28 protein-coding genes are annotated in these 21,653 nt (G+C 66.2%); 14 read left to right on the forward strand and 14 right to left on the reverse strand.

From position 1 onward, the window contains the following. The 9 genes from tuf to JSV65_18350 form a co-directional block, all read left to right on the forward strand. Window positions 1–135: elongation factor Tu (gene tuf / locus JSV65_18310; GenBank protein UCH36838.1), on the forward strand; the 135-nt coding region annotated here is incomplete at its 5' end. A 12-nt stretch (window positions 136–147) separates the two neighbouring features. Continuing rightward, on the forward strand, window positions 148–339 hold the full coding sequence (gene rpmG, locus JSV65_18315; GenBank protein UCH34453.1) for a 50S ribosomal protein L33: 192 nt from the start codon (window positions 148–150) through the stop codon (window positions 337–339). 72 nt (window positions 340–411) lie between these two features. Further along, window positions 412–612, forward strand: a complete 201-nt coding sequence (secE, locus tag JSV65_18320; protein UCH36839.1) for a preprotein translocase subunit SecE — start codon at window positions 412–414, stop codon at window positions 610–612. Between the two features lie 2 nt (window positions 613–614). Then, window positions 615–1,226 (forward strand): transcription termination/antitermination factor NusG, encoded by a 612-nt coding sequence (nusG, locus tag JSV65_18325; GenBank protein UCH34454.1) that lies wholly within the window; start codon window positions 615–617, stop codon window positions 1,224–1,226. Between the two features lie 73 nt (window positions 1,227–1,299). After that, window positions 1,300–1,725, forward strand: coding sequence for a 50S ribosomal protein L11 (gene rplK / locus JSV65_18330; protein UCH34455.1), 426 nt, complete (start codon window positions 1,300–1,302; stop codon window positions 1,723–1,725). 4 nt (window positions 1,726–1,729) lie between these two features. Then, window positions 1,730–2,437, forward strand: a complete 708-nt coding sequence (locus JSV65_18335) for a 50S ribosomal protein L1 (GenBank protein UCH34456.1) — start codon at window positions 1,730–1,732, stop codon at window positions 2,435–2,437. Window positions 2,438–2,696: 259 nt separating this feature from the next. Further along, complete coding sequence (gene rplJ, locus JSV65_18340; protein UCH34457.1) at window positions 2,697–3,224, forward strand: 50S ribosomal protein L10; 528 nt, start codon at window positions 2,697–2,699, stop codon at window positions 3,222–3,224. Window positions 3,225–3,248: 24 nt separating this feature from the next. Then, window positions 3,249–3,623, forward strand: coding sequence for a 50S ribosomal protein L7/L12 (gene rplL / locus JSV65_18345; protein UCH34458.1), 375 nt, complete (start codon window positions 3,249–3,251; stop codon window positions 3,621–3,623). Window positions 3,624–3,920: 297 nt separating this feature from the next. Beyond that, window positions 3,921–4,463 carry a hypothetical protein gene (locus tag JSV65_18350; protein UCH34459.1) on the forward strand — a complete coding sequence of 181 codons (543 nt, stop codon included), beginning with the start codon at window positions 3,921–3,923 and terminating at the stop codon, window positions 4,461–4,463. 30 nt (window positions 4,464–4,493) lie between these two features. On the opposite strand, the gene JSV65_18355 is transcribed toward JSV65_18350, so the two are convergent. The 6 genes from JSV65_18355 to JSV65_18380 all read right to left on the reverse strand — a co-directional run bounded on the left by JSV65_18355 (window position 4,494) and on the right by JSV65_18380 (window position 10,397). Continuing rightward, window positions 4,494–5,297, reverse strand: coding sequence for a sugar phosphate isomerase/epimerase (locus tag JSV65_18355; GenBank protein UCH34460.1), 804 nt, complete (start codon window positions 5,295–5,297; stop codon window positions 4,494–4,496). 89 nt (window positions 5,298–5,386) lie between these two features. Next, window positions 5,387–6,418, reverse strand: coding sequence for a Gfo/Idh/MocA family oxidoreductase (locus tag JSV65_18360; GenBank protein UCH34461.1), 1,032 nt, complete (start codon window positions 6,416–6,418; stop codon window positions 5,387–5,389). Between the two features lie 34 nt (window positions 6,419–6,452). After that, complete coding sequence (locus tag JSV65_18365) at window positions 6,453–7,091, reverse strand: uracil-DNA glycosylase (protein UCH34462.1); 639 nt, start codon at window positions 7,089–7,091, stop codon at window positions 6,453–6,455. Beyond that, entirely contained in the window at window positions 7,075–7,986 is a 912-nt protein-coding gene (locus JSV65_18370) for a 4-hydroxy-tetrahydrodipicolinate synthase (protein ID UCH34463.1), read from the reverse strand. The genes JSV65_18365 and JSV65_18370 overlap by 17 nt, the downstream gene beginning before the upstream one ends. Before the next feature lie 22 nt (window positions 7,987–8,008). Beyond that, the gene (locus JSV65_18375) at window positions 8,009–9,289 is read right to left on the reverse strand and encodes a hypothetical protein (protein ID UCH34464.1); all 1,281 of its coding nucleotides are present in this window, start codon (window positions 9,287–9,289) and stop codon (window positions 8,009–8,011) included. A gap of 64 nt (window positions 9,290–9,353) precedes the next feature. Next, window positions 9,354–10,397, reverse strand: a complete 1,044-nt coding sequence (locus JSV65_18380; GenBank protein ID UCH34465.1) for an aspartate-semialdehyde dehydrogenase — start codon at window positions 10,395–10,397, stop codon at window positions 9,354–9,356. Window positions 10,398–10,466: 69 nt separating this feature from the next. On the opposite strand from JSV65_18380, the gene JSV65_18385 reads away from it, so the two are divergent. The 5 genes from JSV65_18385 to JSV65_18405 all read left to right on the forward strand — a co-directional run bounded on the left by JSV65_18385 (window position 10,467) and on the right by JSV65_18405 (window position 15,302). Further along, a complete protein-coding gene (locus JSV65_18385; protein UCH34466.1) occupies window positions 10,467–12,641 on the forward strand; it encodes a carbohydrate binding family 9 domain-containing protein in 2,175 nt (724 codons plus the stop codon). Between the two features lie 91 nt (window positions 12,642–12,732). After that, the gene (locus JSV65_18390; protein UCH34467.1) at window positions 12,733–13,464 is read left to right on the forward strand and encodes an energy-coupling factor ABC transporter permease; all 732 of its coding nucleotides are present in this window, start codon (window positions 12,733–12,735) and stop codon (window positions 13,462–13,464) included. Next, window positions 13,451–14,176, forward strand: coding sequence for a hypothetical protein (locus JSV65_18395; protein UCH34468.1), 726 nt, complete (start codon window positions 13,451–13,453; stop codon window positions 14,174–14,176). The genes JSV65_18390 and JSV65_18395 overlap by 14 nt, the downstream gene beginning before the upstream one ends. Further along, entirely contained in the window at window positions 14,164–15,021 is an 858-nt protein-coding gene (locus JSV65_18400; protein UCH34469.1) for an energy-coupling factor ABC transporter ATP-binding protein, read from the forward strand. The genes JSV65_18395 and JSV65_18400 overlap by 13 nt, the downstream gene beginning before the upstream one ends. A 2-nt stretch (window positions 15,022–15,023) precedes the next feature. After that, window positions 15,024–15,302, forward strand: a complete 279-nt coding sequence (locus tag JSV65_18405) for a hypothetical protein (protein UCH34470.1) — start codon at window positions 15,024–15,026, stop codon at window positions 15,300–15,302. 43 nt (window positions 15,303–15,345) lie between these two features. Here the strand turns inward: JSV65_18405 and JSV65_18410 are convergent, their stop codons facing one another. The 8 genes from JSV65_18410 to JSV65_18445 all read right to left on the reverse strand — a co-directional run bounded on the left by JSV65_18410 (window position 15,346) and on the right by JSV65_18445 (window position 21,588). Next, on the reverse strand, window positions 15,346–16,119 hold the full coding sequence (locus JSV65_18410; protein UCH34471.1) for a TatD family hydrolase: 774 nt from the start codon (window positions 16,117–16,119) through the stop codon (window positions 15,346–15,348). A gap of 2 nt (window positions 16,120–16,121) precedes the next feature. Then, window positions 16,122–17,033, reverse strand: a complete 912-nt coding sequence (locus JSV65_18415; protein ID UCH34472.1) for a hypothetical protein — start codon at window positions 17,031–17,033, stop codon at window positions 16,122–16,124. Window positions 17,034–17,209: 176 nt separating this feature from the next. After that, complete coding sequence (locus tag JSV65_18420) at window positions 17,210–17,686, reverse strand: GNAT family N-acetyltransferase (protein UCH34473.1); 477 nt, start codon at window positions 17,684–17,686, stop codon at window positions 17,210–17,212. Then, window positions 17,683–18,450: a biotin--[acetyl-CoA-carboxylase] ligase gene (locus JSV65_18425; GenBank protein ID UCH34474.1), complete on the reverse strand. Its 768-nt coding sequence runs from the start codon at window positions 18,448–18,450 to the stop codon at window positions 17,683–17,685. The genes JSV65_18420 and JSV65_18425 overlap by 4 nt, the downstream gene beginning before the upstream one ends. 10 nt (window positions 18,451–18,460) lie before the next feature. Then, window positions 18,461–19,303, reverse strand: coding sequence for a carboxylating nicotinate-nucleotide diphosphorylase (gene nadC, locus JSV65_18430; GenBank protein UCH34475.1), 843 nt, complete (start codon window positions 19,301–19,303; stop codon window positions 18,461–18,463). Between the two features lie 5 nt (window positions 19,304–19,308). Next, window positions 19,309–20,133, reverse strand: a complete 825-nt coding sequence (locus tag JSV65_18435; protein ID UCH34476.1) for a DUF108 domain-containing protein — start codon at window positions 20,131–20,133, stop codon at window positions 19,309–19,311. Window positions 20,134–20,244: 111 nt separating this feature from the next. Then, window positions 20,245–21,177 (reverse strand): quinolinate synthase NadA, encoded by a 933-nt coding sequence (nadA, locus tag JSV65_18440; protein ID UCH34477.1) that lies wholly within the window; start codon window positions 21,175–21,177, stop codon window positions 20,245–20,247. An 18-nt stretch (window positions 21,178–21,195) separates the two neighbouring features. Further along, window positions 21,196–21,588 carry an aspartate 1-decarboxylase gene (locus JSV65_18445; protein ID UCH34478.1) on the reverse strand — a complete coding sequence of 131 codons (393 nt, stop codon included), beginning with the start codon at window positions 21,586–21,588 and terminating at the stop codon, window positions 21,196–21,198. Window positions 21,589–21,653 lie beyond the last annotated feature (65 nt).

Here is a 21,653-nt window from a genome sequence, read left to right on the forward strand (position 1 = left end):
GTAATGCCCGGGGACAACGTGACGATCACGGCGGAGTTGATCCAGCCGATCGCGATGGAGCCGGGGTTGCGGTTTGCGGTGCGCGAGGGCGGGCACACGGTGGGCGCCGGCGTCATCGCCGACATCATGAAGTAGAGGAGCCCACTCATGCCGAGGCAGGGGCGAGTACAAGATCGAGGATTCTGGTTTGCGTGCAGCGAATGCAAGAGCCGAAACTACACGTCGGTGAAGAACAAGCGGAACGATCCAGACCGGTTGACACTGCGCAAGTACTGCCCGGCGTGCAAGAAGCACACCCCGCACCGGGAGACCGGCATTAACGCAAAGGCGAGCAAGTAAGTGGCGAGGGAGACGCCGAGAGTGGCATCGAGATCGGCGATTTCGAAGAAAGGCACGGCGGGTCCGGAGCGACTGCCCGTGTTCACTCGCATCAAGCAGTTCCTGGTGGAGGCGTGGCTGGAACTGCGCAAGGTGCTGTGGCCATCCAAAGAGGAGGCCATGAGGTTCACCATGGTGGTGCTCGGGGTGATCCTGGTGGTCGCGCTCTTCATCTACGTATGCGACAAGGTGTTGACGCTGCTGAGCGAACCGCTGTTTGCATTGCGTCCTTGATCATGAGTGAGCAAGAAGAACAACGAGAGCAAGAGCCAGAAGAGGACGCTGGCATCGTCGGCATCAGCCCGGAGCCGGCGCGGGGCAAGCGCTGGTACGTGGTCCACACGTTCACCGGTCACGAGAACAAGGTCAAGTCGAGCATCGAGCGGCGCGCGGCGTCGCAGGGGCTGGACGACAGGATCGGGCGCATCCTAGTGCTTACGGAGGACGAGCTGCGCGGCACACGCCGCGGCAAGCGGCAGGTGCGGAAGCATAAGCTGTTTCCGGGTTACGTCATCATCGAGATGGAGTTGGACGATCAGACGCAGCACCTCGTGCGCAGTACGGCGGGCGTCACCGGGTTCATCGGGCCGGGTCGACAGCCGGTGCCGCTGGAGCAGACGGAGATACAGAATATCCTGTCCACTCTCGGCGGTGAGGAAGCGCCGCGCATGCGCGTGGCGTTCCAGCCCGGCGACATGATGCGCGTCGTCTCCGGGCCGTTCGAGAACTTCCACGGGCGCATCGAAGAAGTCAACGTGGCGAAGGAGAAGCTGACGCTGCTGATCTCCATTTTCGGGCGAGACACGCCGGTGGAGGTGGATTTCGCCGACGTCGAGAAGCTGCAATAAGCCGGCGCACCTCGCGCGTCGGCGGGCGGGATGCGTCAGCGTTGGCAAGCCGCGAGAGCATTGGTAGCTGAATATGGCAAAGAAAGTCAAGGCGGTAGTCAGACTTCAGATTGAGGCAGGCAAAGCGATGGCGGGGCCGCCGGTGGGGCCGGCGTTGGCGCCGCACGGCATGGATCTGATGGGCTTCATCAAGGCGTACAACGCGGCGACGGCGTCCCAGGTGGGAAGCATCGTGCCGGTCGAGGTGACGATTTACGAGGACCGTTCGTTCACCTTCGACCTGAAAACGCCCCCGGCCTCACAATTGCTCAAGCAGGCGGCAGGACTCGAGAAGGGATCCGGCACCGCCGGGCGAGAGACGGTGGGGCAGGTGACGCGGTCGCAGGTGCGCGAGATCGCGGAGACCAAGATGCGCGACCTCAACGCGAATGATATCGAGCACGCCATGCGGGTCGTCGAGGGCACGGCGCGCAGCATGGGCATCGTGGTGGTGGAGTAGAGCCATGGCCAAGCACGGAAAGACATACGTCGAGGTGGCAAAGACGATAGATCGCGACCGCCTGTACACGGCTCAGGAGGCGATCGAGTTGGTGTGCAACGGCCACCGTACGAAGTTCGACGAGGCCATTGACATCGCCGTGCGCCTGGGAGTTGATCCTCGCCATGGCGAGCAGATGGTACGCGGGACTGTCGTACTGCCTCACGGCACGGGCAAGTCGCCGCGGATCGCGGCGTTCGCGAAGGGAGAGCGGGCGACCGAGGCGGAAACGGCAGGCGCGGACGTCGTGGGAGCCGAGGACCTCGTGCAGCGCATCGAGGGCGGGTGGAAGGATTTCGACGTTCTCGTCGCGACGCGCGACATGATGAGCATGGTCGGCCGGCTCGGCAAGCGCTTGGGGCCGCGCATGCCGAACCCCAAGGCCGGTACGCTCTCCGATGAGATCGGCAAGACGATTCAGGAGTTGAAGTCGGGTAAGCTTGAGTTTCGCATGGACAAGGCCGGGGTGATCCACGCACCGCTGGGCAAGCTGTCATTCGGCCCGGAGCGCCTGAAGGAGAACCTGGCGACCTTCATCGCCGCGCTCCTGCGCGCCCGGCCGCCTGCGGCGAAGGGGCAGTTCCTGCGCAAGATCACCATCTCGTCCACGATGGGGCCGGGGGTGCACGTGGACCCCGCTGATGCAGCGGGGGTGGCCGCGGCGACCGAATGAGAATGACGGGTAGGCTGAGTTGACGGTCTAGGGAGCATCCGACCGGACAAATCGCATAGGGCCGACACACCGAAGACAGCAGGTGCGAATAGGCTTAAGGGGTCCGCAGCGACCCGCCTGCCGAGGTGACAAGGGCTGCGCCAGCGCGCGTTGGTGTCCCTCGCATCGGCGGGGGATTTTTCTTTGGCAGTACGGCGGAGCCGCGCCGGCGGTTGTGCCGATTGTGATACGGATTCCCAGGAACAGCGGGGACAGAGCAATGGCGAAACCGGAGAAGGAAGCCGCCGTCGCCGAGTTGGCGGCGAAGCTGCGCGAATCGTACGGGGCGATCGTGACGGACTACCGAGGTCTGCCGGTGAAGGCAATGGTGGAGCTGCGTCGTCAGCTCCGCAGCGCCGGCGGGGAGTACAAGGTGGTCAAGAACACGATGATGCGGCGCGCCGCGGATGAGGTGGGCATGCCGGAGATATCGGAGGCCGTGGCCGGGCCGACCGCGATGCTGTTTACCGGCGAGGACGCCGTCGGCCCGGCGAAGGCGCTGCTGGCCTACGCGAAGCAGACGGGCCTGCCGCAGGTGCGGGCGGGAATGCTCGGGGGCAAGCTCTATCCGCGCGAGCGCGTGCAGGAACTGGCGAATCTGCCGGGGCGCGAGGTGCTGCTCGCCATGTTCATGGGCGCGCTGGAAGCACCCATCGCCAACCTCATGAGCACTCTGGAGGCACCGGTGGCCGAGCTTGTGGCAACCCTCGAGGCGATCGCGAAGCAAGCGGAATCTGCCTCCGCATAGTGGATTGGACGACGGGAGGAAGACATGAACGTAGACGAAATGGTTGAGGAAGTCCTGAAGTGGCCGATGCTGGACGTGGTTGAGTTCGCGAAGAAGCTCCAGGAGCGGACCGGGGTGACGCCGATGGCGGCGATGGCCCCGGCGGCCGCGGCGGCGCCCGCCGAGGCGGCGGCCGAGGAAGAAGAGAAGACCACCTTCGACGCGATCCTGACCGGCTTCGGCGAGAAGAAGATCCAGGTCATCAAGGCCGTACGCGAGGTGACCACGCTGGGCCTCAAGGAGGCCAAGGATCTGGTTGAAGCGGCGCCTAAGGCGATCAAGGAAGGCGTCGCGAAGGAAGAGGCCGAGGCGATCAAGACCAAGATCGAAGAGGCCGGGGGCACCGCCGAGATCAAGTAGGTCTGTCGGGTGCTCCGGGCGCCGCGTGCGGGGCCTGTGCCGCAGAGCGCCGGCGCGGCGAGCGGAGCATCTGTGCCTGCCAAGGGCGGACGTCTCCGGCGCCTTGCCGATGTGACGGAAACCGGAAGTGTGGAATAAGGTCTGAGGAGAGTATCGGGTCACGCGGACGCTCGACAACGTGTGCCCCGAGACCATACTCCCGACGGGCCGTGTGGTGCGACGGCCCGGAGCGCGCGGCTTCCCATGAAGTCAGAATCCGCTTAGGGCCGACCCCGAGGCCGGCCGAGGACGTGGAGCATGAAGGTTTCCGAGGAGTTCGAGCAGGCGCTGAGCAAGTTCCGCCAGGTCGTTCGGACCGGCTGCTGGACCCTGGTGAACTGCGGCCCGGCCAAGTACCGCTGCGAGGCGTTCAAGGACGGGCACAGCTGCTTTCAACATCCGTCGACCCCGTGCTGCGACGTGAACCGGCGCCGATGCATTAGCTGCCCGGTATTCATACGCCTGGTGGAACTGCCGAAACGTCCGCAGCGGGTGCTGGTCACCACCGATGGCCTGTGCATCGAGGCGACTTTCCACTGCCCCGTCGGCATGCGGATCCTCGACGCGCTCAACGTGGAGGAGCGCAGTTTCATCGCGCTGACGGACGTTAAGGTGTCGGGGCTCGGCGGCGACGGCGTGGAGCGAGAGGTGCCTTTCATGGCGCTGAGTCGCGATCAGATTCACACGGTGGTGCCGTTGAGTGGGGACCCGGAGCAGGGCGCGCACTGCGACGAAGACGACGCGGCTGTGGACTGGGTGCTCGCCGACGACACCCTGCCGACAGTCTCGGACGCGGACTGACCGGGCCGCGCCCGCGCCACCGTTTGCCGGCTAGATGCCTACGCGCCTCAGCGACCGCAGTCCCTCCTGCGCCACCAGGTGCGGATCGGTCGCCCAGTATTCCTCGTTAAACAGCTCCAGCGAGAAGAACCCGCCATACCCCTTGTCGGCGAGAACCGCCGCGATCTCTTCAAGCGGGATGATGCCGGCGCCGGGGAAGACGCGATGGCGGTCCTCCAGCTCGGCAAGGGGGAGATCCGGGCAGTCGTTGGCGTGGACCAGGAAGACCTTGTCGCCGGTGACCGGTTCGAGGTCGGCGAGGTCCGAGCCACCCTTGTAGAAGTGGAAGGTGTCTATCACCAGGCCGCCGTTGGGGGCATCGGCCATGTCTACTATCTGCCACGCCGTGCGCACGTCCTTCACTTGCTGCGCCCCACCGAGGAATTCGAGCGCGAGGGAGACACCGAACGGCCGCGCCAGGTCGCACAACTCTGCGAAGTCGCGGGCGGCGTCCGTGAGTTCGCCCGTGCCCCCCGCTGCGCAGGCGACAACACACTGGCAGCCCACGGCTTGCGCAACCCGGAACGCACGCTGCGCGCTCTCGTGGGCGGCCGCGCGCGTTCCCTCCTCGGGATACATCCACCCGCCGACGAAGCACATCTCGGCAGGGATCAACCCGCGCTCGCGCAGCCGCCTCGCGATGCCGTCAAGGCCTGCGGCGCCGCCCGCTGCCTGCTCGACCTCGCCTAGCCATAGCCCGACGCCGTCGTAGCCCGCAGCCTGGGCCAACTCGAGCTTCTTTTCGAACGGCGCGTCGCGTATCGTGATCAGATTCAGGGCGTGCTTGAACGTCATCGTCTCCCTCCTGCGGTTGATTTGCTATGCCTTCGTCGGTATTCGTGACCGCACCCAGGCGAGACGGCTCCGGGCGCACGGCGCCCGCGTCATCCCGCAACCAGGTTCTGGAACACGGCTTCACATACCTCGAGATCCTGCAGCGCGTCGGCGCCTGGGGTGAGCGGCTGTTGGTTGGCCTCGACGCATTCCAGGAAGTGCTCCGCCTCGGCGGCGAACGACCATCGCCACGGGGCGAGCGGCTCGACCACTTCCCGCGCATCCCCGGCGCGATACAGAATCACTCGGGCCGGCTCGGGGTGCAGCGGCGGCGGCGGGAAGATCCGCAGCCTCCCGCGCTCGAAATAGACGGTCATGCCTTCGTCCCAGCGGTGCGCGGGCAAGGATCCGGTTTCGAGCACCGCGGGAATGCCGGCGAAGTCCATCACCACGACGGTGACCCCACTGCGGTGTTCGGCGTGCTTCACTGCGGGCTGGCAGGCGAGAAACCAACGCAGCAGGTTGATGTTATGGCAGTAGACGTTAACGTACGTCAGGTAAGCGTCCTTGAGTTCGTCGGGCAGCCACGGTGGGGTTGTCCGCTCGGCCGTCGGAGGCCGTTCGTCCGTCGTCAGGAGCGTGGGCTTGAAAGCGGCGATCCAATCGCCGCCGAAGCAATGACCACGCGCGTAGGTAACGCGTCCCAGGTCGCCGTCGGCCACGAGGTGCTCCATCAGTTCCTTGGCGCGGCGGATGCCCGTATCGTAGCGCTTCATGTAGGCAGTCATGAGGATGCGATTGCTGCGCGCGGCCGCCTCGACCAGCGCCTGAGCGTCGGCGACGGTCGTCGCGAGCGGCTTCTCCGTGTAGACGTGCTTGCCCGCGGCGAGCAGCTCGCCGACCAAGCCGCGGTGGAACGCCTCGGAGCTGATCGCTGCGACCGCTGCGATCTCCGGGTCGCCGGCGAGTTCGCGGTGGCTTGAGTAAACGCGCGGAATGCCATGCTTGGCGGCCACAGCCTGGCCGAGGCGAGTGCGGGCCTCCGCCAACGCGACAACCTGGCAGCGATCGCTGGCGAGGAAGTTGGGGAGATGTACGCCTTGCCCCATGAATCCACAGCCGAGGAACCCGAGCTTGACCACTTCCTGTCTATCCTCCCGATGCCGATTGCCGGCGTTAATCCATGTCGAGCAACCCGAGTTGCTGCGGGCGGTCGGGCGATGGGTCCGCCGTCTCCGACGGCGCCATGTCGTCGCGGAGCAACGCCGCGGCGCGCGCCATGTCCTCGACGATGGTCTCGCGCAAGCGCTCGTTGTGCAGCGCTGCGGCAGGGTGGTAGAGCGGGACGTAGACCATTCCGCTCTTACGATAAGCCTTGCCGTGAACCCGGGAGATCGAGGTCAGCTTCTCGTCAATCAGTGTCGCGAGCGCAAACCGACCGAGGGTGAATATCGCGCGCGGCTTGATGAGGGCGATCTGGGCGAGCAGGTACTCATTGCACGCGGCGATTTCCTCCGGCTTGGGGTCGCGGTTGCTGGGCGGCCGACACTTGACGACGTTGGTGACGAACACGTCTTCACGCCGGATGCCGGCGCGCTCGAGGAGTTCGTTGAGGAACTGGCCCGCCGCACCGACGAAGGGCAGACCTTGCCGGTCCTCGTGGTGCCCTGGGCCTTCGCCGACGAGCATGATGTCGGCGTCGTGTCGGCCGTGTCCGGGCACCGCATTGGTGCGTCCTCGCGCGAGGTCGCACAGCCGGCAGGATCGGATTTCGCGGTGGATATCCTCGAGCGCCGGATTAGGCTCCGGATTCACGACCGCCTCCGGGCAGCAAGCCGAGACGCCCCAACTCTCGGGTCAGCGCCTGGCGGCAGCCCTCCGTAGCCGGCAGGAGCGGCGACCTCGGGTTGCCGACAGGAATGCCCAACATCTCGAGCGCTGCCTTGACCGGGGTGGGGTTGGTCTCGTAGAACAGGGCCTTGACGAGTGGCAGCAAGTGGTAGTGGAGCTTGCGCGCCTCGGGGAGTTCTCCCGCCTCGACATGGCGCCACAGCTTGACCCACTGTTCGGTCGCGATGTGCGCCGCGGCCATGATGCCGCCATGCGCGGCCAGCGCGCCGAGCGGGTAGAGCAGGGCGTCATCGCCGGTGAGCACGGTGAAGTCCTCGGTGCCGGCGATGATGTGCATGATTTGTTCGAGGTCACCACTGGCTTCCTTGACGCCGACGATGTTCGGCACACGCGAGAGCTCGATCGTCGTCGCGGCCTCCATGTTGACGCCAGTGCGCTTGGGGATGTTGTACATGATCATCGGCAGCGACGTGGCGTCGGCGACAGCGCGAAAATGCTCGACCAGCCCCTGCTGGGTCGGCCGATTGTAATATGGGCAGATCACCAGCGCGGCGTCGGCGCCGACCCGTTCGGCGTGCTGCGTGAGGGCGATCGCCTCCGCCGTGCTGTTGGAGCCCGTTCCCGCGATGACCGCGCCGCGCTTGGCGGCCGCGCGCACGGTCGCCTCGATGACCTGGCGGTGCTCGTCGTAGGAGAGCGTCGCCGATTCGCCGGTCGTCCCGCACGGCGCGATTCCGTTGACGCCGGCCGCGATGAAGCGATCAATCAGAGCCGCCATGGTCTGGGCGTCGAAGTCGTTCGCTTGGTTGAACGGGGTGACGATCGGTATATAGATGCCTGAGAACCGGGCTCTGGCCATTGGCCGCTCCTCTATCAGGGATTCAGCCGTCCAGGCGCTCGTGGAGAACGCGCACCGCCTGCATCCGCTGCGCTTCCTTCATCAGGAAAGACACGTGGAGTTCGCCGTCCAAAGCCCCGAACGCCTGAATGTCAGTATCCTTCAGCGCCCGTTTGGCCTCCGTGTCAACTTGGGCGGTACGCCCACGCAAGCCTTCTCCCACCAGGGATACGAGGCCCCACGACTCCTCGCTGAAGTCGGCCTCGATGCCTCTGTCGAAGAGAATGTGCGCGATGATGGAGGTGACATCGCGATACTTGGCGGGCTTGACGGCGAACTGTAGGACATCTCTGTCGGCTGGCACCTGGTAGTGCAGAATCCGCTCCTGGCTCATTGCCCCGCTGAGCTGCCCTGCCAAGCGGTCGTCGTTCGACGGCACCGTGAGCAGAACGAGGTCGGCGATATCGCAGACGGCGGTCACCGGACGGCCGCTCGGCTTGCTCGTTGCGGGTGAGATCTCAGTACCCGAAATGTTGGTCTTGAAGTTCTTGACCACGAGCGCGAGCTGGTACTTGCGAGCCATAACCGCCGCACTGTGCTGAAGCACGTCAGCGCCGAGGGCGGACATCGTGACCATTTCGTCGTAGGTCAGCGTCGCCAGCGCGACCGGGCCTTTCCCCTGGTCGAAATGCTTGGGGTTGGCGGTCATGACCCCGTCCACGTCTTTGAAGATCTGCAGCGGGGCGACGCGAAGCTCGTCGCCGAACGGCAGAGTCGGAGTCTGCGCGAGCGTGACCGCCAACGCGACCGCGGTGTAATCGCTGCCGCCCTCACCCAGCGTGGTGATGACGTGGCGTTCCGGCGTGACCCCCTGGAACCCGGCGACGAACACGATCCGCCCCTCCTGCAACGCTTTGAGCACCTCATCGGGGCGGATGTCAATGATCTGAGCGTGGCCGTGGTAGTCATCCGTTATCAGCCCGACCTGGCCGCCGGACAGCGCGATCGTGTTGTAGCCCTTTGACTTCAGCAGATGCGCCATCGCGACGGTGGAGATGATTTCGCCGCATGACATGAGAAGATCGAGCTCTCGCGGCTCGATCTTCTGGTCAATCTGGCGCACCAGTTTCACTAGCTCGGCGGTGGAATAGGGCTGCCCCTCGCGCCCCATGGCCGAGATCACCGCGACCGGCCACATCCCTTCGTCGCGGGACTCCATGATGCGTTCGGCGGCCAGGAGCTGATGCTCAGGCGACTCCGTACACGTGCCGCCGAACTTCTGCACTACGACATTGACGGCGCCCTGTTCGTCCAAGTAACTCAAATGCCCTACCTCAGCTGGTTTGGATGACTCGAGTGCGATGGCTCGTCGAGTTGCCGTGGGAACTCTATCGCGTCAGAAGTCCCATCGCTATCACTTGCTCGGCGATCTGCACCGCGTTGAGGGCCGCGCCTTTGCGCAGGTTGTCCGCCGCGACCCAGAGATTCAGGCCGTAGGCTACCGAGGCATCGCGCCGGAAGCGCCCCACGAAGACCTCGTCCGTGCCGCTTACTTCAACCGGCATGGGGTAGCGTCCTGCGCTCGGCTCGTCCACCACGCGAATCGGCCGATACCCGTCGCGATAGGGCTCCCACGTTGCCAGCAACTTCTTCGCTTTCGCCGGCGTCAGCTCCTCCCGCAGCTCCAGGTTGACGGCCTCGCAGTGCCCGTTGAAGACCGGAACGCGGCACGTGGTGGCGGTGATGCCGACCGAATCGTCGCCGAGGATCTTGTGGGTCTCTCGGGCGAGCTTGACTTCTTCGGAGCAATACCCGTCCTCGTCGAAACCGCCAATATGGGGAAACACGTTGCAGGCGAGCTGCTGTGGCAAAGTGTCGGCGGCCGGCAGCTTCTCGCCGCGCGCAACGGCGGCGATCTCCGCTTCGAGTTGGGCGACCGCGCCCGCTCCGGCGCCGGAAGCAGCCTGGTAGCTCGCGACGACGGCGCGCTTGATGCCGACGGCGTCGTGAATCGGCTTGAGCGCGACCACCATCTGAATCGTCGAGCAGTTTGGGTTGGCGATGAGGTTGTCATGGCCGCGCAGCGCTTCGCGATTCACCTCCGGCACGACCAGCGGCACCGCCGGATCCATGCGGAAATCGTTGCCGTTGTCTATCACCACCGCGCCACGCTTCGTGGCCTCGGGGGCATACTGGACGGCGGCGCCTTTCTCGCCCTCGGTGCCCGCGAACAGCGCGATATGGCAACCGTCGAACTCCGCCGCCGCCGCGGGTCGCACCTCGTACGACCGCCCGTCAACTTCGACCGCCCCGGCGCTTCGCGCCAGCACGGTAATCCTCGACGCGGGGAATGAACGCTGCGCCAAGACGCGCAGCAGTTCCCTGCCCACCGCGCCGCGGCCGACGACTACGACATTGTAAGCTTGTGACATTGCGCCTCGCTCGCCGTTGGCTCCCTCGTCACCGGGCTTGCCATGAGATGTAGCCATGCTACAGGCCGCGTGCATGATAGCATGGCGCAATTTTGGCTGTCAAGGAAAGCGAAACAAGCGCGTTACGGGCTTGCGAACGACCGGGATGAGCATGTCCGCGCAGCCTGCGAGCAGCGGCAAGAGGTCGAGCGTTGGCTGACGGCGAATTCGGGAGATGTGCTGCAGGCTCGTCTTCTCCGCCGTCTGGCTTGCCTTGCCCTCCTTCCCACGGCCTTGATGCTGGGAACGGCGTCCTTCGGGGCTGAGGGCGATCAGACCGGGGGGCCAGATGGCCCCGCGCCTACGCTGGCGGCGGTCCGTGTCGCAGCTCCGCCGACGATAGACGGCGTCCTCGATGATGAATGCTGGCGCCTGGCCGACAAACGCTCGGGGTTCTACCTGTTCGGCCGCGAAGGATCAATCAGCGAGGACACCAGCGCCTACCTCTGCTATGATGAGCACAGCATCTACGTCGCGTTCGACTGTGCCGACGCCCATCCCGACCTCATAAACGCGGCTCAGCGCAAGCGCGGGAGCGATCTGAGCAGCGAGGATAACGTCGAGTTCTGGGTGGACCCCACCGGCCAGCACCGCGACTGGTACGTCTTCCAGGTGTCGCCGCTGGGCACGCAGGGCCACTCGGTGCCGGGGGGCAGCGCGTCCAAGGCCGAGTGGAAGGGCGACTGGTCGGCCGCCGCGCGCGTCACCGACGCCGGTTGGCAGGCGGAGATGGCGATCCCGTTTTCCATCCTGACCTACCCCGCGGGCGCGGGGAGTTTCTACGTCGCGTTCTCGCGGCATCTCGCTCGCGAGCGGGAGCGCTCAGTCTGGCCGTTCATTGCGCCGGGCTCGTGGCGCCCGGATCGCCCGGCCGCGTGGACCGGGCTGGTCATTCCCCACCCGCGCCGACCGATGGTCGCGATGCCCTACGCCCTGGCTCGTCTGGGTGACGACGACAGCGGAGCCACGGTCGGCCTCGACGTCAAGACCACCTTCGCCAACGGAGTCACGGCGCTGTTGACCCTCCGCCCCGACTTTCGCAATATCGAACAGGACGTGGAGAGTATCGACTTCTCGTACACCGAACGCCTGCTGCCCGACAACCGGCCTTTTTTCATGGATGGTATGTACCGCTATTTCCCGAGATCACAGTTGTTCTACACGCGACGAATAGAGGAGCTCGACGCCGGGTTCAAAACGTTCGGCAAGATCGGTCGCCATCGGTTCGGCTTCCTTGCCGCAGGCGAGAACGGGCAGAGCGACGTCGAGGTCGCGCACTATGCCTACGAGCGCGACGCGGATTCAAGAGTCTGGGTTGACGCGGTCAACTACAGTTCCGCGGATCAGCTTCACAATCTCGCCACGGGCGTGGGCATGCGCTGGCGTCGCGCCAAGCCGGGAGGCGATGTCTCGATCCACGCCGACCTCATGCACAGTTCGACGAGCGGCGAAGGGGAGGACGGCGCGGCCTACAGGATCCACGGCGGCCGCGACCGCGGCGATGGTCACGTCAGTTGGTCGCTGTCGGCGACCGGCATCGGCAGCGGCTTTGAGCCGGCCCTGGGGTACGAGCCCGAGCCGGGCCTGCACGAAGTCGGGGGCGGCGCGTACTACTCCCGACGCGTGGATACCGGCCCGTACTGGCGGAAATCATGGCACGCGTTCGTGGAATCGGCCACGACGACGGACGACAGCCGCTTCGGGGTGAATCTAGGCGGCGCGCTGTATCGCAGAAACGATACGTCTACCGAGGCGCGCGTCCACATCGGCAAGCGCGAGGGCTATCCGGACCGTACGCTGACGCTCAACTTCGCGTGGAATGATCGCAACCTCTACCGCTACGCGGGCCTCACCGCCTCGTTTGGCGAGAAGGCGGGGGGAACCTACCGGTACCTGGGGGTGACCAAGAACTTTCGGCCCAGCGCATACTTCTCGTCGCTTCTCGCCGTCGAGTTTCTCGATCATGCGGCCGTGGAGGAGCCGGCCGAAGAGCACCAGATCGTGGCGCAAGCCACCTACGACTTCGAGCCGGAGAAGAGCGTCAGCGCGCGCGTGGTCGCTCACAATGGCGATCTCAACGTCTTCGTCGCGTACCGGCGGGTAGTCCGCGCCGGTCTGGATACCTACGTGCTATTCGGCGATCCGAACGCCGAGACGACCCAGAGCACGGTCACCGTCAAGTTAGTCTCCGCCTTCATGTTCTGAGGGCGACAGGAGATCGCCCGTCGCGTGCGTAATAGCCCCTACCGGCGGGCCCCGGCCGGTCCAGTGATTCGAGGGGGCCGCAGCCCGGCGTATGACCCATCTTCATGTTCCGGACGGAGTGCTGCCGGTGTGGCTCTGGCTCGGCGGGGCCGGTGTGACAGCGGTTCTCGTTGTCATCGCGGCGCGCATTGCGTCGGGCTCCGATTTCCGGCGTCGGCTCCCATTGCTCTCCATGACGGCTGCGTTCATGATCGTCTCCATGAGCATCCCGGTGATTCCTGCGGTGTATCACGTGCAGCTCGCCGCCGTCGCCGGCATCATCCTCGGCCCCGCGCTCGGCATTATCGCGGCGTTCACCGTGAACCTCCTGCTCGCGCTGGTCGGGCACGGCGGCATCACCGTCGTCGGCCTCAACACGCTCGTCATCGGCGCCGAGATGGTCGCGGCGTGGGCATTGTTCGGTCTGCTGCGGCGCCTGCTCGCGCCGGCCGCAGCAGGCGCGGCGGCGGCGTTCCTGGCCATGGCCGTAGGCGCTGCGGTGATGATCGGCCTTGTCGGCCTCGCGTCACCGCAGCCGGGATGGCTGCATTTGACCCACGTCACGACAGCCGCCGCAGAGGAACACGCCGCGCGACACGGCGGCGACGCCGCTCAAGCGGCGGTATACGAGCATCTCTCGCTGCGGAGATTCGCTGCTCTCGTTATCGGCCTCGGCTTCGTGGGCTGGCTGTTGGAGGCGGCGGTCACGGGTCTCATCGTGCGTTTCGCGGCGCAGGTGAAGCCCGATCTCGTACGATGGAGCGCGGCGCATGAGCGAATTTGACATCGCCATACTGGATCATTGGTCCACCTCGGGGCGCAGTCTGGTGCATCGCGCGGGACCGGCGCCGAAGGTCATCATGGCGGTGTGCCTGGTGGCGGCGGTGGTGATTACGCGGCACATCGCACTGCTGGGGATTATCTACGCGTTGTGCGTCGCGCTGCTGGCGACGGCGCGCGTGCCTCCGCTCAAGGTAGTGGTCATCGCGGCGTATCCGGCGCTGTTCGTGCTGCTCTTCGTGTTCAGCGCCTGGGACGGGACGTGGCAGACGCCGACGCTGCTCTTCGGCCGGGCACTGGCGGCGGCGATGACGCTGGTCACGCTCATGGCCACTACGCCCTACCCGCGGGTGTTCGGCATCTTGTCGCGCGCGTTGCCGCGGATCGTCGGCGAGTCGCTGTTCCTGACCTACCGCGCGCTGTTCATGCTGATCGAGATGGCGGGCGAACTCGTCACGGCGACCCGCGTCCGCTCGGGTTTGCGCTTGCGCCGCCCGCTCGCCAACCTGCGCAACCTGTCGGCCGCACTGGGAAAGCTCCTGATCCACGCCCTTGACCGCAGCGAACGCCAGTATGATATCATGGCAGTGCGCGGTTACGCCGGCCGCATCGCGGCGCCGGAGCGGGTGTGGAATACGCTTGCGACCGACGCCGTGCCGGTCGCTCTGGGCCTCGTCATGCTGGCGGCGGCGGTGATGCTGAGATGGAGCAGATAGTCAGGGTTAGCTGCATACGGCACGTGTATCCGGACCGCACCGAGGTGCATCTGTGCGGGCTGGATATGGTGGTCAACCGCGGCGATCGGGTAGCTATCGTCGGGCCCAACGGCGGCGGCAAGTCCACCATGCTGCACCACATCATCGGCCTGCTGCGCGCCCACGAAGGCGGGGTCGAGGTCTTCGGCGTTGACCCGTCGCAGGAATGGAACCGGATCCGCGAGCGCGTCGGCGTCGTGTTGCAGAGCGCCGAGGAGCAACTGATCGCGCCCACGGTGCGCGATGATGTGTCGTTCTCGCCGCGCAACTACGGCCATCCGCCCGAGCGCGTGCACGAAATGGTCAACTCCGCACTGGCCGAGGTGGGAATCGCGCACGTCGCCGACCGCATTTGCCATTACCTCAGCGGCGGCGAGAAGCGCAAGGTGGCGTTGGCCGGCGCGCTCGTGACCCGGCCGGAACTGATCGTCCTCGACGAGCCGTTCGAGGGCCTGGATCCGCGCAGCAAGCACGAGATTATAGATCTGCTCAATCGCCTGCACGACGAACGTGGGCTGACCATCGTATACACGACCCACGAAGTCAACATCGTGCCGCTGATTGCGAATCGCGTGTACGTGGTGACGCGCGAGGGCGTGATATTCGAAGGTGCGCCCGAGGAGACATTCGCCGAGCGCGACATGCTGTCTCAGGCAGGACTGGAGCAACCCACGCTCGCCAGTCTCGCATACGTCCTCCAGCGTCTGGGCGTCGAGTTGCCGCTGCCTGCACGGGTCGAGGATGCCGCTGGGGTAATCGCCGACGCCATCCGCGGGGGCGCGCGTGTCGGCGAGGCGAGGAGCTGACTGTGCCGACATCTCGCGAACAGCATGACAGTGAGGAAATCCGGTGCCTGCAATTGGGCGGCCCGGTCACGTTTGCCTACTGCCGGCGCGTCAATCGCGGCCTGCCCTGCAAGCTCATTATCGGCTGCTGGCACGGTCGGCTCGACGTCGTCGGCTTCCTCGCGGAGAGCTTCAGCGCCGAGGAGCTTCGTCAGGCTCTTGAGCCCGCGGCCGGGAGCAAACTCGAGCGCTTGGTAGGACTGGTCGAGCGCGCGAAAGGCGGCGGCGGGCCGGCCGGCTGAGGACGCGGGCTGACGGGGGCATCTGTCCGCGGCACGTCCCGGGCTACCCGGCCAACGCCGGGAAGCACCGCGCCGCATTCTCCGACGTGATCTTCGCGACCTCTTCCGGCGCGACACCCCAACATTGCGCAACGGCCTGCGCGATCAGGGGGAGATACGCGGGTTCGTTGGCCTCGCCGCGGTGAGGATGCGGGGCGAGGTAAGGACAGTCCGTCTCCAGGAGTATCCGGTCACGGGGCAGGTCGCGCACGATGGAACGCAGCCGCTCTGCGTTGCGGAACGTCACCGGGCCCGCGATCCAGACGTAGAGCCCGAGGTCAATCGCACGTCGCGCCACGCCGGCGTCGCCGGAGAAGCAGTGCATTACCCCGTGCCGGCAGGGGCTTTCCGCCCAGATCGCCAGCACGTCGTCGTGTGCGTCGCGCGAGTGCACGATGACCGGCAGCCCGAGTTCCGCCGCCAACTCGAGGTGTGCGCGGAACGCGCTGGCCTGGGCGTTGCGAGGCGATCGGTCGCGGTAGAAGTCGAGGCCCGTCTCGCCGATGGCGGCCACTCTCGGCAGTTGGGCAAGGCGGCGCAGCTCCGCGATCTCCGCCGCGGCTACGCCCGAGGCGTCGTGCGGATGCACCCCCGGGGAATGCCAAACATGCTCGCTGTCAGCGGCGAGCTGTGCGCCCGTCTCGCTGGTTCGGAGGTCGAAGCCGACGGTGATGATGTGTGTGACGCCGGCGGTAGCAGCCCGCGCGACGAGGCCCGGGTCGCCGCGGTAGTCCGGATGCGTGAGATGGGCGTGCGTGTCCGTCAGTGCGAACGGCACGCTTACGGCGTCGCGCCCGGGACCGGGTCTTCGCGCTGGCCCGCCGCACGGAGAATGCGCATGCGGCGGAAGATGCTTTGCCTGTTGCCCGGCACCGTCTTGCCGCCGATGATGGCGCGGCCGGCGCGATCGGAAACCACGATGTACTCTGCGCGCAACCGGCGCCCCAGCATCTGGGCGCTGCCCGGGATATCGGTCTGCCCGATCATGGCGAAGGAGTACTCACCGTACGCATCGGATCTGACGGTGATATCGCCGCTGTACGACGCCGAGCCGAAACCGAATGCATAGTCGGGATCGAAGTAGGCGGCGGCATCCGAGTCCGGCCACAGGGTGACACGGTGGGCGGTGCTGCCGGCGTAGGCGCTCGCCGTGAAACCCCCCGTATCGCCGGGCGGGATCTGATCTCCGGGATCCACGGAGAAGAAATCAATCACCGGCGTATCGTCCAGCACCCAGCTTCGCTGGAGATACTCGGCCGCGAGACGCCACACGCCGTCGAAGTCCTTGATCCAGACCTGGTCGAACCAGTTGTCGGTGCGCACCCAGGCCTCGATGGTTGTCGGGTAGTCAAGGGCTGCGATGTCGGCGAGAAGGTCGGCCGCGAATTCCACCTGCACCGTCGCGATATTGGGGGACACGATCTGGGCGTGCTGGCGGACGAACGTGAGGTTCCTCAGGTACGGGAAGTCCTCGACGATGGCCGCGATGTGATCGGCTTTGCTCTGTTCGTCGAACGCGTAGTCCTCCGAGATATAGAGCTGGAGGTAACGCGAATCCTCCTGCACCCAGCCTGTCATCAGGCCATTGACGCTGTTGAGCAGGGCCCGTCGGTCAGGATCGTCATCGTCGCCGCATCCCGGGAGCAGCACTACTGCCAGCAGAACTACGAGCAACGGAACCCAGCGCTTCATTCTATGGCACCTCCGCCTTTCGGGCACATCTCCGTGATTCGCGATAGCCGTCGCCAACACCTCTGACGCTTGCGCGCTCGCGCGACATGAGACGGGTGCAAGCAGGCGTTTGCATTACGCGTTCGAGCACGTCCTGCGGCACGCGAGCTGTGCCTGTCGCCGGACGGGCTGGCGCGCTACTTCTCGGGCGAGCTTTCCCCGAGCACTCGCGCCATGAGCAAGGCGTCCTCGCCGCCCCCGTAGTAGCCGGCCAGCGTACGCTCCACGGTAAAGCCGAATCTCCGGTACAGCTTCTGCGCACCCTCGTTGTGCACGCTGACTTGGAGCACCAGGCGGCGCACCCCCGCGCCCTCGAGGTAGTCCAGCGCCTGACGGAGTAGCGCAGAGCCGATGCCGCGCCCGCGCATGTCCTCGCGCACTGCAAAGGTAGGGAGTTCCGCCCGCCTGCGGCGGACTGACTCCTGGCGCACGACGAGGTATCCGATGACCTCGCCGTCGTGCTCCGCAACGCGGAATCCCTCGCTGGCATGCAACAGGAGATAGAGGAGCATCCCGGCACCGAAGGCGTGGCGTCCGAAGTACAGCTTCTCCATCCCCGCGATGGCCCGCAGGTCACCCAACACCGCCTTGCGATAGTTCACTTCTTCGTTCACTCGATGACAACGCCGCGGCTGGTGGGAAGATGCGTGACGCGCTTGCCGATTCCCACGACGAGGCGGCCCCAAGAGTCAATACCAGCAGCCCGACCGTGCCAGCCCCCACCGCGTGCCGGTCGGACCTCCCGCCCCGGCGTCGAGTCCAGCGCTCGCCACAGCGCGAGGATCTGCTCGTCTTCTCCCGTCTCCAGCAGTTCGACAAGTATCCCCACGCGCGTGCGGATCTCTGCGAGCAGCGCGTCTAGCGGAACAGTGTGCCCCGTCTCGTGGCGCAGTGATGTCGTGGTCGTTCGCAAGCGACGAGGCAGCACGTCCAAGTGGAAGTTGGCGTTGACGCCGATGCCGATTACCGCCCACTTGGTCGTGCCGGCGGTGGCCGATGTCTCCACCAGGACGCCGCCGACCTTACGTCCGGATACGAGCAGGTCGTTCGGCCATTTCACGCGCGTTGCGGCACGGCACACCGATGACACGGCCTCTGCAGCGGCCACGGCGGCTGCTAAGTTGAGCAGGCCGGCCTGCGCGACCGACATTCCGTGCGGTCGCAGCAGCAGGGACGCCCACAGACCACCGGGCGGTGAGACCCAGCGGCGGCCGCGCTGGCCGCGGCCTTGAGTCTGCTCGGCCGCGACGACGACGGTGCCATGCGGCTCGCCGTCGCGCAGCAGGCGCTTGCCGACATCATTGGTCGAGGCAACGCTTTGCAGGCGGATGATACGGCCGCCCATTCCAGGGCGGGGTAGGGGAGTAGGTCGAGTCATCGTGCCCCGGCTACGCGGAGATATCGAGCGCGATATCGAGTGCCGGCGCGGAATGAGTGAGCGCGCCGACGGATATGAAGTCCACGCCGGTCTCCGCGATCTCTCGCACGTTCTTTAGTGTGACGCCGCCGCTGGCCTCGGTAAGCGCGCGGCCGCGCGCAAGCTCAACCACGGCACGCATGTCGCGCGGGCTCATGTTATCCAGCAGCAGCGATTCGGCGCGCGCATCGAGGGCCTCGCGCGCCTGTTCCAGGCTCTCGACCTCCACCTGTACTCGCAGACGGTGAGGCGCGCCCTGCTTCGCTGCTCCGACTGCCGCGCGAACGCCCCCCGCCAGGCGCAGGTGATTGTCTTTGATTAGAATGCCGTCGTAGAGGCCGAAGCGATGATTGGTTCCGCCCCCGAGCGCCACCGCCCATTTATCCAGGCGGCGCAGGCCCGGGGCAGTCTTGCGGGTGTCGAGGATGCGAGCGCTCGTGCCTGCGACCGCGCTCACGTAGCGCCGCGTGAGCGTTGCAATGCCAGACATGCGCTGGAGGAAATTGAGGGCGGTTCTCTCCGCGGTGAGCACCGCGCGCGCCGGACCGCTGACTTCGGCGACGACGGCTCCCTTGTCCACCGCGTCGCCGTCCGCCGCCGACGCGCGGAAATCAACGCCGGCATCGACCTCGCGAAACACAATCTCCGCGACCGCAAGCCCGGCGATGACACCCGCCTCGCGCATGGCGACGGCGGCGGCGCACTTCGCCGCCGTGGGAACGACAGCTTGGCTGGTGACGTCGCCGCGGCCGACGTCCTCCGCCAACGCCCGGCGCACGATTCGACGCAGCATGGGCAGCGTGGGTGTCGTCATGGGTGTCAGGCCAAGCGCACCGAACTGACCAGCGAGCGCAGGAATCCGACGACCAAGCGGGCGATGGCTTCGGGCGCAATGGGCTCTCTGCCGGCAGTGGGCACGCGCGCGTGCGTGTTCGTCTGCTGCTGGTCGGTGTTGACGGTCAGCTCGATGTCCGTGGCGTCGCTGATCTGGTGGGCGCGTACGCGCACCAGCAACTCGGCTTCGCCGGTTCCTATCAGCGCCGCCGCAATCGGATTGGCGAGGGGGGGGAAGGCCGCCAACGCGTCGCTCGCCTCACCCTGGAACACGAGCTGCGGCTCCTCGCCGGGCTTCAGTTCGCGGCCGCGGACAAACGGCGAATCGGCCAGCACCGGCGGCGGACAACTGATGGTCAGCGTCGCGCTCGCGCCGGGCTCAGCCGCGGCCGCGTTGATCTCGGTCAGACCAGTGAGCATCGCGTTGACCGCATAGATCGTCAAGCCGCGGTCGTGAGCAAGGCGGGGAAAGTCGTCACGCGCCAGTACAGCCGCCGCATTCGTCACCAGCACGTCCTTGCCGCCATCAAGCGCGGCCATGATGATGGGCGGCGCGGCGTGACGATTGGTCGCCTCGAGCACCATGTCCACCGACGCCACGAGGCCTTGCAGAGACATCGAACGGGTGGGGCGCCTCAGTTGAAACATGAGGTCTTGAACCTTGTCCGCCGTGGTGTCGCAGATCGCCGCGAGGTCCACGTGGACGCGCCCGCTGTCGATCGCCATGCTGACGACGCGCCCGACGCGCCCGCATCCGACGATGCCGATGCGCATGAACGGCCCGAGGCTTGCAGTGTGATAGCTTGCCATGATGGACTCAGACCTCGTCGGCTTGGCGCCCCTCGCAACTCGTACGTCGCCGGGCCTGATGCAGAAGCGCGGCCGAAGCGCATCCGATCAGCCCGACGCCCGCTCCGCGAGTCAGGTGACCTCCAACATGCGGTCGAGGGCCTTGCGCGCCCGCGCCGCGGTGTCGTGCGGCACGTGCACTTGCCCGGACATGTCCTCGAGCGACCAGAGCACTTTCTCCAGCGTGATCCGCTTCATGTTGGGGCAGACCGCGTGCCGCGAAACAGGGATGAAGCGCTTGTCCGGCGCCTCCTTGCGGAGCCGATGGATGATACCGAGTTCGGTGGCGACGATGATGGTCGTCGCGGCGCTGTCGCGGGCGTGGCGTATTATGCCGCTGGTGCTCAGGACCTGGTGGGCGAGATCCAGGACCTCGGGGCGGCATTCAGGGTGGGCGACGACCTCGGCGTCGGGGTGCTGCTCCAACGCGCGGCGAACATCCTCGGGCATGATCTTGTGATGGGTGGGGCAGTATCCCGGCCACAAGAGCAGGCGCTTGCTCGTGTGTCGCTGCACCCATAGCCCGAGATTGTGATCGGGGACGAAAATGATGTCGTCCGCCGGGATCCCTTCAACGACGCGAGTTGCGTTTGCCGACGTGCAGCAGTAGTCGCTCTCGGCCTTGACCTCGGCGGACGTATTGACGTAGCAGACCACCGGCGCGCCGGGGTGCTCATCCTTGAACCTGCGCAGTTCGTCGGCGGTGATCATGTCGGCGAGCGGGCAACCTGCGAGGGGCTCCGGGTGGAGCACGACCTTGTCGCGGGACAGCACGGCCGCCGTCTCCGCCATGAAGCGGACGCCGCAGAACACAATGGCGCTCGCGTCAGTCTCCGCCGCGCGGCGGCTCAGGTCGAGCGAATCGCCGGTGACGTCCGCCAGGTCTTGGATCTCGCCGAGCTGGTAATTGTGGGCGAGGATGACGGCACCGCGCAGGCGGCGCAGCTCGTCAATCCGAGCAGCGAGGGGGTCGGCTGCGTTGGTCGTCTGGCTGGTTGTCGTCACAGGTGCTATCGCCGCGGTCTAGGGTTCGCCGGCGCGCTCGACCATGGTGCCCTTGACCACGTCGGCGACGCGGTTGCTGTCGTCCACGCGCACCACGGTCGGCTGCCAATCGCGCGCTTCGTCGGGCGTTACCCACGCGTAGGTTATGAGCGTGACCTTGTCGCCGACGTGGCCGAGCCGCGCGGCAGGCCCGTTGAGGCAGATCGTTCCCGAGCCGGGCTCGCCGACGATGACGTAGCTCTCGAACCGCTCGCCGTTGGCGTGATTGAGCACCTGGACGCGCTCGTGCGGCAGCATGTCGGCGGCCTTCATCAGTTCTTCGTCAATGGTAACACTGCCCACGTAATTAAGGTTCGCGTCAGTCACCGTGGCGCGATGGATCTTGGATTTGTACAGGTTGACCAGAGCCATGGTTCTCCTCGTGCGCGCGACTTATGCGCCGCAGCGGAGAGGCCGTGCTGCCGACTCTCCCCGCC

The sequence above is a fragment of the Armatimonadota bacterium genome (genome assembly GCA_020354555.1).
Taxonomy (GTDB): Bacteria; Armatimonadota; Hebobacteria.